Source organism: Streptomyces javensis, assembly GCF_039525925.1.
GTDB classification, from domain to species: Bacteria; Actinomycetota; Actinomycetes; order Streptomycetales; family Streptomycetaceae; genus Streptomyces; species Streptomyces asiaticus.
Genome location: NZ_BAAAIF010000006.1, coordinates 97,460 through 109,719, shown reverse-complemented (window position 1 = coordinate 109,719; position 12,260 = coordinate 97,460). Strand labels below are relative to the sequence as shown.

The window sequence follows — 12,260 nt, the reverse complement described above, 5'->3', positions numbered from 1 at the left end:
CAAGCCATATCGCCACGCTTACGTGCCCGTTGTACGCCTCGTACTCAGGGAAGGCCCCGCTCGTGTCTGTTACGTCCGCCATGCCTGTCGCCGTGCGCCTGCCGCGCACGGTGGCCGCGCGGCGGGCGCTGCTGGCGGCGCTCTTCCTCGGTGGCTTCCTCGCCCTGGCGTTCCTCTTCGGCGGCAGCGCTCAGGCCGCCGAGCGGAGCGACCAGGGCGCGACAGGTGAACAGGCAGGCGCCTCCGGCGTCTCCCGGCTGCTCGACCCCTCGGGCGTCGAGCGGGCGCGGCAGCAGGTGGAGCGGCACGCACCGCCGGTGGTGGGCCGCACCACGCACAAGGCCCAGGACGTCGTGCGGGAAGCCGTGCGGCCCATCCAGGAGCCGGTCGAGCGGCAGGCGCAGAAGATCACCAAGCCGATAGACGACCTGGTCGGCGGCGCCACCAGCGGTGAGCTGCCGGTGCGCCTTCCCGAGGTCGGCATCGGTGACGCGATCGGCGTGGGTCCCCAGGACTCCGCGGCGCACCACGGCCCGGCCGCCGAGCACCACGCGGCCAAGGCCCAGCCGGCGACCGTGCACAAGGCGGCGCCCGCGGCGCGGGCGCCGATGGGGCCCGGGGCCCACGCCCAGGCCGTCCTCGCACACCACGACGCGGCCGTCTCCCACGACGGGCACGGGCCCGTCGTCCGGGCGGCGGTCTCCGGCACCGGTCCGGACGGTGGCGCCCCGGCGCCGCTGCCCCTACCGCGGTCCCCGCTCGGGGCCACCTCCCAGTGCACCGGCGACAGCGGCGCCTCCCGTGGTGGAAACACCCAGGCCGCTCTTCCGCCGTCCGGCGTGCCGTCCTTCGGGCTGAAGCCCGGTACGGTCCGCGCGCAGAGCTCGGCGCCGACGCGCGAGCGGTTCAACGAAGTCCTCGAATTCCCCGGCTAGGGCAGACCTCACCCCCGTCTGTTGAGACCTGCCGCGCGGGGGCGGGTCAGGTCTGCCCGTCCGAAACCCCTCTTGACTTTCGAAGGACTTCCTCCACCATGCGCAACAACCTTCGCCGCTCCATCCTCGTAGCCGCTGCCGCCACCGGTATCTGGGCCCTCGGCTCGGCCGCCGCCTCTGCCGCCGAGAACCCGGCCGTTCCCTCCACCGACGGTGTCACCAGCACCGTGGACGGCGTGACCAAGACGGTGAACAAGACCGTGTCGACCGACAAGGTGACCAAGACGGTCGACGGTGTGACCGGCGGCGTGGCCGACACCTCCAAGGTGACCGACACCGCGAAGAAGACCGTGGACGGCGCCGCCTCCACCGTTGACGGCGTCACCGCCCCGGTGCGGGACACCGTCCCCGGCGCCGAGAACCTGCCGCGGGTCTCGGATGTCACCAAGACCGTCGAGCACACCACCGACGGCCTGACCGGCGATGTCGCCGGCAAGCCGGACAAGGTCGTCAAGAAGGCCCACAAGGCCGTCAAGGGCGTCGAGAAGACCGTCAAGAAGACCACCGACCTCGACCTGCCCACCGGCGAGGTCCCCGGCGTCGTGCCCGGCCTGCCCGGCCTCGGCTCGCTGCCGACCCTGCCCGACGCCTCCACGCTGCCCACCGGCTCGCTGCCCAACGTCGACGGCGTCACGGGCCAGCTGCCCACCGAGCTCCCCGCCACCCCGAAGCTGCCCACCGCCCCGGGTTCGGCCAATGACCTGCTCGCCTCCCTCTCCGGCGCCGGCATCCGCCCGGAGGAGCTGACCGGCAAGGTGCAGGGTGCCGTCGGCACCACCAAGCCGGTCGTCGACGGTGTGGCCTCGGACGTGCTGCCGCCCGCCGTGCACCGCCTCGTGGTCAAGGTCGTCCCGGTCGCCGAGCGGACCGTGGGTGACACCGGTGCGCTGGCCGACGACGCCGTGGCGCGCACCACCCCGTACGTGGACGTCGTGACCGGCAGCGCCGAGGGCTTTGCGCTGGGCACCGCCTCCAACGTGGTTCCGGCCGCCCAGGACACAGTCGACCGCCTGGTGCCGGTCGTGGTGAGCGTGCCGTCCACCGCCGTTCCGTTCGCGCAGGACGTGGCGGGCACCACCGTGCCGTTCGCCCACGGGCTGGCCACCGGCGTGGTCGCGAACGCCCAGACCACCGTGGGTAACGCCAAGGACGGTGCGCTGAGCCTGCTCCCGGCGGTGCCCACCGACCTGACCGACGTCGCCAACATCCCGGCCCTCCCGGTGCTCCCGGCCGACCTGCCGCAGCTCCCGGCGGACCTGCCCACCGTCCCGGCCGACCTGCCGCAGCTGCCCACCGTCCCGGCGGACCTGCCGCAGCTCCCGGCGGACCTGCCGACCGTCCCGGCCGACCTGCCGCAGCTCCCGGCGGACCTGCCGACCGTCCCGGCCGACCTCCCGCAGGTCCCCGCGGACCTGCCCTCCGTCCCGGTCCAGCTGCCGACCGTTCCGGGCACGCTCCCGACCGTCTGATCGCTCCGGCGGGCGTCAGACAGTCAGGCCGTGAAGGCCATGCAGGCTGCGAAACCGTAAAACCGTAAGGCAAGCGTCATCGACCGGGCAGTCCTCGTTGGGGAGGGGGCTGCCCGGTTGTCGTACGGAGATAGATGGAAACGGTCGCGATCTGTGACCGTAATCACCGCTCCAGTGTGATCTGCGATTTAGGGCCGCACGGTCCACGGAGATAACCTGCGAGGCGGACATGCCGCGTACCCGGCGAACGTGTGCCGCCCTCGTTACAGATCGCGTCGTCACGCTGCCCCCGCGGCACGCCCGCGCTGATAACGACCGCGAAATCCATGGAAAAGGGACGGACGCGCGTGGACCTGTTCGAATACCAGGCGAAGGACCTCTTCGCCAAGCACGGTGTACCGGTGCTGGCCGGTGAAGTCATCGACACGCCTGGGGCGGCGCGCGAGGTGGCCGAGCGACTGGGCGGCCGCGCGGTCGTCAAGGCGCAGGTCAAGACGGGCGGCCGCGGTAAGGCGGGCGGCGTCAAGCTGGCCTCCGACCCGGATGACGCCGTCGAGAAGGCCGGCCAGATCCTGGGCATGGACATCAAGGGCCACACGGTCCACAAGGTGATGCTCGCCGAGACCGCGGACATCAAGGAGGAGTACTACGTCTCCTTCCTGCTGGACCGCACCAACCGCACCTTCCTCGCCATGGCCTCCGTCGAGGGCGGCGTGGAGATCGAGGTCGTCGCGGAGCAGAACCCCGAGGCGCTCGCCAAGATCCCGGTGGACGCCATCGAGGGCGTGACCGAGGAGAAGGCCGCCGAGATCGTCGCCGCCGCGAAGTTCCCGGCCGAGATCGCGGACCAGGTCGTCGCGGTCCTCCAGAAGCTGTGGACCGTCTTCATCAAGGAAGACGCCCTGCTCGTCGAGGTCAACCCGCTGGTCAAGACCGAAGACGGCAAGGTCATCGCGCTGGACGGCAAGGTCTCCCTGGACGAGAACGCCGCCTTCCGGCAGCCGGAGCACGAGGCGCTCGAGGACAAGGCCGCGGCCAACCCGCTCGAGGCGGCCGCCAAGGCCAAGGGCCTCAACTACGTCAAGCTCGACGGCGAGGTCGGCATCATCGGCAACGGCGCGGGTCTGGTCATGTCCACCCTCGACGTCGTCGCCTACGCGGGCGAGAACCACGGCAACGTCAAGCCCGCCAACTTCCTCGACATCGGTGGTGGCGCCTCCGCCGAGGTGATGGCCAACGGTCTCGAGATCATCCTCGGCGACCCGGACGTCAAGTCGGTCTTCGTCAATGTCTTCGGCGGCATCACCGCCTGTGACGCGGTCGCCAACGGCATCGTCCAGGCCCTGGAGCTGCTGAAGTCCAAGGGCGAGGACGTCAGCAAGCCGCTGGTCGTGCGCCTGGACGGCAACAACGCGGAGCTGGGTCGCAAGATCCTCACCGACGCCAACCACCCGCTCGTTCAGCAGGTGGACACCATGGACGGCGCGGCCGAGCGTGCCGCCGAGCTGGCTGCGAAGTAAGGGACGAGGTCACCAGAAACCATGGCTATCTTCCTCACCAAGGAAAGCAAGGTCATCGTCCAGGGGATGACCGGGTCCGAAGGGCAGAAGCACACCCGCCGGATGCTTGCCTCGGGCACCAACATCGTCGGTGGCGTGAACCCGCGCAAGGCCGGCACCACCGTGGACTTCGACGGCACCGAGATCCCGGTCTTCGGCTCCGTCAAGGAGGCCATCGACGCCACCGGCGCCGATGTCACGGTCATCTTCGTCCCGGAGAAGTTCACCAAGAGTGCGGTGATCGAGGCGATCGACGCCGAGATTCCGCTCGCCGTCGTGATCACCGAGGGCATCGCGGTCCACGACTCTGCCAACTTCTGGGCCTACGCGGGCAAGAAGGGCAACAAGACGCGCATCATCGGCCCGAACTGCCCGGGTCTGATCACGCCGGGTCAGTCGAACGCGGGCATCATCCCGGCCGACATCACCAAGCCCGGCCGGATCGGTCTGGTGTCGAAGTCCGGCACGCTGACCTACCAGATGATGTACGAGCTGCGGGACATCGGCTTCTCGTCCTGTGTGGGCATCGGCGGTGACCCGATCATCGGCACCACCCACATCGACGCCCTCGCCGCCTTCCAGGCCGACCCCGACACCGACCTGATCGTGATGATCGGCGAGATCGGCGGCGACGCCGAGGAGCGGGCCGCGGACTTCATCAAGGCCAACGTCACCAAGCCGGTCGTCGGCTATGTGGCGGGCTTCACCGCCCCCGAGGGCAAGACGATGGGCCACGCGGGCGCCATCGTCTCCGGCTCCTCCGGCACCGCCCAGGCGAAGAAGGAGGCCCTCGAGGCCGCGGGTGTGAAGGTCGGCAAGACCCCGTCCGAGACCGCGCGCCTGGCGCGCGCCGCGCTGGCCGGCTGACGCCGCCACGGCTCGATGCCGCGGGCCCGTACCACCCCATGGTGGTGCGGGCCCGCGGTATTTCCGGGCGACGGATACCCGGTCGGAACGCGGCAAGCCACCTATCCGTCCCACAACTCTATAAAAGACGCATAAGCGGACTAGCCGCGACACGGCGACCAAACCCTTGATGTGGGGATGAAACGGCTGTTATTGGCAGCATGGTCATGTGACGCAAACGACCGATCGCAGCCCGTCGGTGTCCGCACGCGACCGCTCGGCGCCCCGGCGCTCCTCCGCCATCAGGGAGGCGTTCCTCGGCGGTGTGGTCGCCGCCGGGCTCGGCCTCGGCGCGCTCGCCGTGGCCGTACTGCTGCTGTGGATCACTTCCTCGTCCCCCGAGAGCAGCCCCGACGGAGCCCTGCATGTCGCCGCCGACCTGTGGCTGCTCGGCCATGGCGCCGACCTCGTGCGCACCGAGACGCTCTCCGGCCACACCGCGCCGGTCGGGCTGACCCCGCTGCTGCTCAGCGTGGTGCCGTGCTGGCTGCTGTACCGGGCCGCCCAGCACGCCGTCTACCAGGCGGAGCCCGACGAGGGCGACGGGCAGTGGGTGCCCGAGGAGTCCGTCGTCGATCCGCGCACCGCCTTCGCCTGGGTGACCGGCGGCTATCTACTGGTGGGCACCGCTGCCGCGGTGTACGCCTCGACCGGGCCGCTGAGTGTCGATCCGCTGAGCGCGCTGCTGCATCTGCCGGTCGTCGCCGGGGCCATCGCCGCCGTCGGCGTGTGGACGGCCGACGGACGGTTCCCGCTCCGCCCGCCGGGACGGGTGAGCGAGAGACTGCGGCGGCTCCCCGGCGCCGAATGGACCGTAAGGACGGCATCGTTCCTGGCCGCGCGCAGCTGGTGCCGGCGCCGTCGGCTGACCGCCGCGCTACGGGCCGGGACCAGCGGTCTCGTCGTCCTGCTCGGCAGCGGTGCGCTCCTTACGGCGACGTCGATGCTGAGCCACGCGGGCGCCGTGCAGGTGACCTTCCTCAACCTCAGCGATGTGTGGTCGGGGCGGTTCGCGGTGCTCCTGGTGAGCCTGGCACTGCTGCCGAACGCGATCGTCTGGGGCGCCGCGTACGGGGTCGGGGCCGGGTTCACGGTCGGTGGCGGCAGTGTGGTCGCGCCGCTGGGCATCACCTCCTACCCCCAGCTGCCGCACTTCCCCCTGGTCGCCGCGCTGCCCACGGACGGCTCCGGCGGGCCGCTGGTCTGGCTCACGGGGATCGCCGCCGGGGCGTCGGTGGCCTGGTTCATCGGGATCGCGGCGGTGCGGCGGCCCGGCAAGGGCGAGCCCAGGCCGCCCTGGGGCTGGGCCGAGACGCTGGTGCTCGCCGCGCTGGCGGCGGTCGGCTGCGCGGCCGCGATGGCGCTGCTGGCCGGGGTCTCGGGCGGACCGCTGGGCATCGGCATCCTCGCCGACCTCGGCCCGAGCTGGTGGCGCACGGGCATGATCACGCTGGCCTGGACGGGAGTGATCGGGGTGCCCGGCGCGATGGTGCTGCGCTGGTACCGGCTGTGCGTCCCCACCAAGGCCTCCTGGCCCGAGTGGAAGGCGGCGCGGGCGGAGCGCCGGACGTCCCGCGCACAGGCCCGCAGGGCGGCCAGGCAGGCCCGTACGGAGGCCAAGGCCGCCCGTGCGGCGCGGGCCGCGGCCGAGGCGGAGGCGCGGGCGGCGGTGCTGCCCACGGTGTCGCCCATGGAGTCCGCCGAGGTGCGGGAGGCGATGGCCGAGCCGTGGTGGCAGTGGCTGCGCCCGGGCGCGTCGGGCGCCGACCGCAAGCGGAACCGTAAGGCGGCCCCCGGCGCAGGTGCGGAGGCGGGACGGGAGACCGGGCGGGAGACGGGACGCGAAACCGGTGTGGGCACGATGGCCGGGCTCGCGACGCCCGCGGGCACCCCGGGCGCCACCGGGGCGGCCCGCCCGCGCCGATGGGCGCTGAGCCGGAAGCGCGCCCCCGAGCCGCAGCCGCCCGCCGAGTCACAGCCCGCCCCGACCCCCCTCCACACGGAGCCCTCGCCGCCGGACGACGCCCGCCGCGAACCGTAAGGCGGTCGGCAGGCGGTCGCGAGCCTTCCGCCGTACGGGCCCGGCGCCGTCAGTCCTGCGTGCTCAGCAGGGGGCGGAGCTGCTCGGGGAGCAGGGTTTCGCAGTCGTGGCGCGAGGTCTGCGTAAGGGCGTCGTCCACGCAGGTGTAGTAGTCGCTGTAGACGACCTGGAAGCTGAACGTCGCCGCGACGATCGCGAGCGCGAGCCCGCCCGTCACCAGACCGCTGATCGCCGCCGTCGACTGCGACTTCGCCGGGCCACTGCCGGGAGCGGGCAGCGCCGCCCGGGCGGCGCCCGGAGGTGGGGGCGGGGCGTTCAGGGGCGCGGCCGCGGCCGGGGGCGGCGCCGTACGGCGCGGCTTGGCCCGCAGCGAGCTGACACCCCAGTACAGGGCCAGCACCCCCAGCAGCAGCGCGATCTGCGGCAGGCTGAAGAGCGCGAAGAAGAACGCCCACATGCCCGAGAGCAGCGCGTACCGGGCGCGCCGCTGGGCCGGGTCGTTGGGGTCCCAACCCGGGCCGCCGGGCCCGCCCGGGCCGTCGGGGCGGTTGGAGCCCGGGGCGCCGCCGAAGCCGCCGCTCTGGCGGCCGGGCTGGCGGCTGCTCCACTGGCTGCCCCAGGCCGGGGGCTGCTGCGGCTGCTCACCGTTCTGGTCGCCGTCCGGCCCGTCCTGGTCGCCCTGGGCCCCGGGGCGGCGCTCGCCGCCCTCGCCGCTCTCCCCGCCGGAGCCGTCCGGTCGGTGCCGGGGCCGCCAGGGCTGATCCGGCCTGCCCTCGGGCGGCGGGGCGAACGGATTGTCCTCGTGCTGGTCCCCGTTCGGTCCGCCGGGGGCGGACGAGGACGAGGAGGACGAGGAGGAGGACGACGACTGCTGCTCCCGGAGCAGCGGCGTCGTGCGCGACATGCGGGCGCGCCTCATCGCCGCCCCCGGGCCTGGGCGGGGGGCGGAGTGAGGCGATGAGCCGCGCGGCGGCGTCGGTCCGGCATGTGGAGTGTGTCTTCCCCTTGTGTCGTCGTCCTGCACGCCGGGGCGGGTACGGCCTGGTGCCGTACGGCGCGGGTACGGCTGGTGCCGTACGGCTCGGGGCGCGGGTGCGGCGGTCGTTCCCACGGCGTCAGTGGCGTCAGTTGCGTTCGCAGTCCAGACGCTACCTCCCGTGCCCGCCCCCGTCCCCTGGGGGCCGCTTCGTGTGCCGGTATCGTTGCTGACGGTCGGCGGCTTCGTAGAGTTCCCCGGAATTGATGAGTCCGCGACCTTGTACGACCACACAAACGGCAGCACCGCCCGCGAGAAAGAGCCCCGCCGTGGCCTCCCCGCCTTCCCCCGCCAGTCCTGCGCGCCCCGGGCGCCCGGTCCGCCTCGTCGTCCTCGTCTCCGGCTCCGGTACGAATCTCCAGGCGCTGCTCGACGCCATCGCCGCCGAGGGTGTGGCCCGATACGGCGCCGAGGTGGTGGCCGTGGGCGCCGACCGCGACGGCATCGAGGGCCTGACGCGCGCCGAGCGCGCCGGGATCCCCACGTTCGTGTGCCGGGTCAAGGACCACACCGGCCGCGCCGAGTGGGACGCGGCCCTGGCGGAGGCCACCGCCGCCCACGAGCCGGACCTGGTCGTCTCGGCCGGGTTCATGAAGATCCTGGGCCAGGAGTTCCTCGCCCGGTTCGGCGGCCGCTGTGTCAACACTCATCCCGCGCTGCTCCCCAGCTTTCCCGGCGCCCATGGCGTGCGCGACGCGCTCGCGCACGGTGTGAAGGTGACCGGATGCACCGTCCACTTCGTCGACGACGGCGTCGACACCGGCCCGATCATCGCCCAGGGCGTGGTCGAGGTCCGGGACGAGGACGACGAGTCCGCTCTCCATGAGCGGATCAAGGAAGTCGAGCGTTCGCTGCTCGTCGAGGTCGTGGGGCGTCTGGCCCGTCACGGCTACCGCATAGAGGGACGAAAGGTAAGGATCCCGTGACCGCCGAAGGTACCAAGCGGCCCATCCGCCGCGCGCTGGTCAGCGTCTACGACAAGACGGGTCTCGAGGAGTTGGCCCGAGGGCTGCACGCGGCGGGTGTCCAGCTCGTCTCGACCGGCTCGACGGCCGCGAAGATCGCCGCCGCCGGGGTCCCGGTCACCAAGGTCGAGGAGCTGACCGGCTTCCCCGAGTGTCTCGACGGCCGCGTCAAGACGCTGCACCCGCGCGTCCACGCGGGCATCCTCGCCGACCAGCGGCTCGACTCGCACCAAGAGCAGCTCCGGGAGCTGGGCGTGGAGCCCTTCGAGCTGGTCGTGGTCAACCTCTACCCGTTCCGCGAGACGGTCGCCTCGGGCGCCGCGCCGGACGAGTGCGTCGAGCAGATCGACATCGGCGGCCCCTCCATGGTCCGGGCCGCCGCCAAGAATCACCCGTCCGTGGCCGTGGTCGTCAACCCCGAGCGGTACGGCGACGTCCTCGAGGCCGCCGCGGAGGGCGGTTTCGACCTGGAGCGGCGCAAGCGGCTGGCGGCCGAGGCGTTCCAGCACACCGCCGCCTACGACGTGGCGGTGGCCAACTGGTTCGCGGCCGACTACGCGGCGGCGGACGACTCCTCCTTCCCGGACTTCCTGGGCGCCACCATCACCCGCAAGAACGTGCTGCGCTACGGCGAGAACCCGCATCAGCCCGCCGCCCTCTACACCGATGGCAGCGGTAAGGGGCTCGCGGAGGCCGAGCAGCTGCACGGCAAGGAGATGTCGTTCAACAACTACACGGACACCGAGGCCGCCCGCCGGGCCGCGTACGACCACTCCGAGCCCTGCGTCGCGATCATCAAGCACGCCAACCCGTGCGGGATCGCGGTCGGGGCGGACGTCGCCGAGGCGCACCGTAAGGCGCACGCCTGCGACCCGCTGTCGGCCTTCGGCGGGGTGATCGCCGTCAACCGCCCGGTGTCGGTCGCCATGGCCGAGCAGGTCGCCGAGATCTTCACCGAGGTGATCGTCGCCCCGGCGTACGAGGACGGCGCGGTCGAGGCGCTCGCCCGTAAGAAGAACATCCGGGTGCTGCGCTGTGCGGAGTCGCCGGTGGAGGCCACCGAGCAGCGCCCCATCGAGGGCGGCACGCTCGTCCAGGTCAAGGACCGCCTCCAGGCCGAGGGCGACGACCCGGCCAACTGGACCCTCGCCACGGGCGAGGCGCTGGATGCCGACGGCCTCGCCGAGCTGGCCTTCGCCTGGCGCTCCTGCCGCGCGGTGAAGTCCAACGCGATCCTGCTCGCCAAGGGCGGCGCCACGGTCGGCGTCGGCATGGGCCAGGTCAACCGGGTGGACTCGGCGAAGCTGGCCGTCGAGCGGGCCGGTGCCGAGCGGGCCACCGGTTCGTACGCCGCCTCCGACGCCTTCTTCCCGTTCCCGGACGGCTTCGAGGTGCTGGCCGAGGCGGGCGTGAAGGCCGTGGTGCAGCCGGGCGGCTCGGTCCGTGACGAGGCCGTGGTGGAGGCCGCCCAGAAGGCGGGTGTGACCATGTACTTCACGGGCACGCGCCACTTCTTCCACTGACCGAGTACCGAGTACCGAGTACCGAGTACCGAGTGCCGGCGAGCGAGCACCGGGCGATCGCTGAGTGAGCACAGGAGGCCGCACCCCGACCGAATCACGGGGTGCGGCCTTCGCCGGTCCGGCCCCGACCGGCCCCTGATTGGATCCGATGTCCCCGCATCCGGGAGGATGAAGCCATGACCGCGCAGATTCTCGATGGCAAGGCAACCGCAGCCGCGATCAAGTCCGATCTCGTCAGCCGCGTGGAGGCGCTGAAGGCCAAGGGCATCCATCCCGGCCTCGGGACCGTGCTGGTGGGCGAGGACCCCGGCAGCAAGTGGTACGTGGCGGGCAAGCACCGTGACTGTGCCGAGGTCGGCATCGCCTCCATCCGGCGCGACCTGCCCGAGACCGCCACCCAGGAGGAGATCGAGGCGGCGGTCCGGGAGCTCAACGAGGACCCGTCCTGCACGGGCTACATCGTCCAGCTGCCGCTCCCCAAGGGCATCGACGCCAACCGGGTGCTGGAGCTGATCGACCCGGTCAAGGACGCCGACGGGCTGCACCCGATGAACCTCGGCCGCCTCGTGCTCAACGAGAGCGGCCCGCTGCCGTGCACGCCCCAGGGCGTCATCCAGCTGCTGCGCCACCACGGTGTGGAGATCAACGGCGCGCATGTGGTGGTCGTCGGCCGCGGCATCACCGTCGGCCGGTCGATCGGGCTGCTGCTGACCCGCCGTTCGGAGAACGCGACGGTCACCCTCTGCCACACCGGCACCCGCGACCTGCCCGGGATCCTGCGCCAGGCCGACATCATCGTGGCGGCCGCCGGGGTGCGGCACCTGGTCAAGCCGGAGGACGTCAAGCCGGGCGCGGCGGTGCTCGACGTGGGCGTCAGCCGGGACGAGCACGGCAAGATCGCCGGCGATGTGCACCCCGGTGTGACCGAGGTCGCGGGCTGGGTCTCGCCGAACCCGGGCGGGGTCGGCCCGATGACCCGCGCCCAGCTGCTGGTCAACGTGGTGGAGGCCGCGGAGCGGGACGCGAAGGCGGCCGCCGACGCCGGTGCCGGCCATGACGGCTGAGGCGAGCGAGCCGACGGCCGGGGAGCAGCCGCAGGAGCCGTCCGCGCCGCCCACCGGGCCCGGCCGGTTCATCCGCAGGTCACGCCGCTTCCCACTGATCACCCGGGACACCGCGCGCCCGGAGGGCGGCGGCCGGGCCGCGCCCGGTGCCGCTCCGGCGCCCGCCCGGCAGTGGCCGCTGCTCACGGTGATGGGCGGGGTGGGTCTCGGGCTGCTGATCGTCGCCCTGGACGCGTTCCGTGCGGGCACGGTGCTGATCGGGCTTTCCCTGCTGGCGGGCGCCTTCTTCCGGTGGGCGCTGCCCGAGGTGGGGATGCTCGCGGTGCGGTCGCGCTTCACCGACATGCTGACCTACGGGCTGCTGGGCGCGGCGATCGTGCTGCTCTCCCTGATGGCCCAGCCGGATCCCTGGGTGTCGATCCCGTTCCTTGACGACGTGGTGCATTTCACGGTGCGCTAGCCGACGACGTGAAACGGCGGCCCGTCCTCTCCCCCGTGGAAGGACGGGCCCCCGTCGTTGTGGCCGGATCCAAACGGTCCGGCGGCGGTCCGCCCTCTCCCCCGAAGAAGGACGGACCGCCTGGTAACCAGGGTTGTGTGTGAGCTGTGCCGGATCAATGAGCGTGGGAACCCTGTGGCGCGGAAGTGACCGTTCCAGCACGAGGTCTCCGCTGTGCAACGACGAGCCGGGTGTGAGGGAGC

10 protein-coding genes are annotated in these 12,260 nt (G+C 72.4%); 9 read left to right on the top strand and 1 reads right to left on the bottom strand.

What is annotated here, in order from left to right:
• Positions 1-62: 62 nt before the first annotated feature.
• The 5 genes from ABD329_RS08530 to ABD329_RS08510 all read left to right on the top strand — a co-directional run bounded on the left by ABD329_RS08530 (position 63) and on the right by ABD329_RS08510 (position 6,970).
• Positions 63-935: a hypothetical protein gene (locus ABD329_RS08530; RefSeq protein ID WP_344316164.1), complete on the top strand. Its 873-nt coding sequence runs from the start codon at positions 63-65 to the stop codon at positions 933-935.
• Between the two features lie 98 nt (positions 936-1,033).
• The gene (locus ABD329_RS08525) at positions 1,034-2,464 is read left to right on the top strand and encodes a hypothetical protein (protein WP_344316163.1); all 1,431 of its coding nucleotides are present in this window, start codon (positions 1,034-1,036) and stop codon (positions 2,462-2,464) included.
• A 347-nt stretch (positions 2,465-2,811) separates the two neighbouring features.
• Complete coding sequence (gene sucC, locus ABD329_RS08520; RefSeq protein WP_198281213.1) at positions 2,812-3,984, top strand: ADP-forming succinate--CoA ligase subunit beta; 1,173 nt, start codon at positions 2,812-2,814, stop codon at positions 3,982-3,984.
• A 21-nt stretch (positions 3,985-4,005) separates the two neighbouring features.
• Positions 4,006-4,890, top strand: coding sequence for a succinate--CoA ligase subunit alpha (gene sucD, locus ABD329_RS08515; protein WP_037953384.1), 885 nt, complete (start codon positions 4,006-4,008; stop codon positions 4,888-4,890).
• A 208-nt stretch (positions 4,891-5,098) separates the two neighbouring features.
• Positions 5,099-6,970 carry a cell division protein PerM gene (locus ABD329_RS08510; protein ID WP_344316162.1) on the top strand — a complete coding sequence of 624 codons (1,872 nt, stop codon included), beginning with the start codon at positions 5,099-5,101 and terminating at the stop codon, positions 6,968-6,970.
• A 49-nt stretch (positions 6,971-7,019) separates the two neighbouring features.
• Here the strand turns inward: ABD329_RS08510 and ABD329_RS08505 are convergent, their stop codons facing one another.
• Positions 7,020-7,874 carry a hypothetical protein gene (locus ABD329_RS08505; RefSeq protein WP_344316161.1) on the bottom strand — a complete coding sequence of 285 codons (855 nt, stop codon included), beginning with the start codon at positions 7,872-7,874 and terminating at the stop codon, positions 7,020-7,022.
• Between the two features lie 401 nt (positions 7,875-8,275).
• Here ABD329_RS08505 and purN point away from each other — a divergent pair, with 401 nt between their 5' ends.
• The 4 genes from purN to ABD329_RS08485 all read left to right on the top strand — a co-directional run bounded on the left by purN (position 8,276) and on the right by ABD329_RS08485 (position 12,018).
• Positions 8,276-8,932 carry a phosphoribosylglycinamide formyltransferase gene (gene purN / locus ABD329_RS08500; RefSeq protein ID WP_198277961.1) on the top strand — a complete coding sequence of 219 codons (657 nt, stop codon included), beginning with the start codon at positions 8,276-8,278 and terminating at the stop codon, positions 8,930-8,932.
• The gene (purH, locus tag ABD329_RS08495; protein ID WP_198277962.1) at positions 8,929-10,494 is read left to right on the top strand and encodes a bifunctional phosphoribosylaminoimidazolecarboxamide formyltransferase/IMP cyclohydrolase; all 1,566 of its coding nucleotides are present in this window, start codon (positions 8,929-8,931) and stop codon (positions 10,492-10,494) included. The genes purN and purH overlap by 4 nt, the downstream gene beginning before the upstream one ends.
• A 176-nt stretch (positions 10,495-10,670) precedes the next feature.
• Positions 10,671-11,558, top strand: a complete 888-nt coding sequence (locus tag ABD329_RS08490) for a bifunctional methylenetetrahydrofolate dehydrogenase/methenyltetrahydrofolate cyclohydrolase (RefSeq protein ID WP_037953392.1) — start codon at positions 10,671-10,673, stop codon at positions 11,556-11,558.
• Positions 11,548-12,018: a DUF3017 domain-containing protein gene (locus ABD329_RS08485; protein ID WP_198277963.1), complete on the top strand. Its 471-nt coding sequence runs from the start codon at positions 11,548-11,550 to the stop codon at positions 12,016-12,018. Before ABD329_RS08490 ends, ABD329_RS08485 begins: the two co-directional genes overlap by 11 nt.
• Positions 12,019-12,260 lie beyond the last annotated feature (242 nt).

Bases quoted from the DNA above. Each gene is read 5' to 3' on its own strand.
- ABD329_RS08525 (WP_344316163.1), top strand. From the start codon at position 1,034: ATGCGCAACAACCTTCGCCGCTCCATCCTCGTAGCCGCTGCCGCCACC.
- sucD (WP_037953384.1), top strand. From the start codon at position 4,006: ATGGCTATCTTCCTCACCAAGGAAAGCAAGGTCATCGTCCAGGGGATG.
- ABD329_RS08505 (WP_344316161.1), bottom strand. From the start codon at position 7,874: ATGTCGCGCACGACGCCGCTGCTCCGGGAGCAGCAGTCGTCGTCCTCC.
- ABD329_RS08490 (WP_037953392.1), top strand. From the start codon at position 10,671: ATGACCGCGCAGATTCTCGATGGCAAGGCAACCGCAGCCGCGATCAAG.
- ABD329_RS08485 (WP_198277963.1), top strand. From the start codon at position 11,548: ATGACGGCTGAGGCGAGCGAGCCGACGGCCGGGGAGCAGCCGCAGGAG.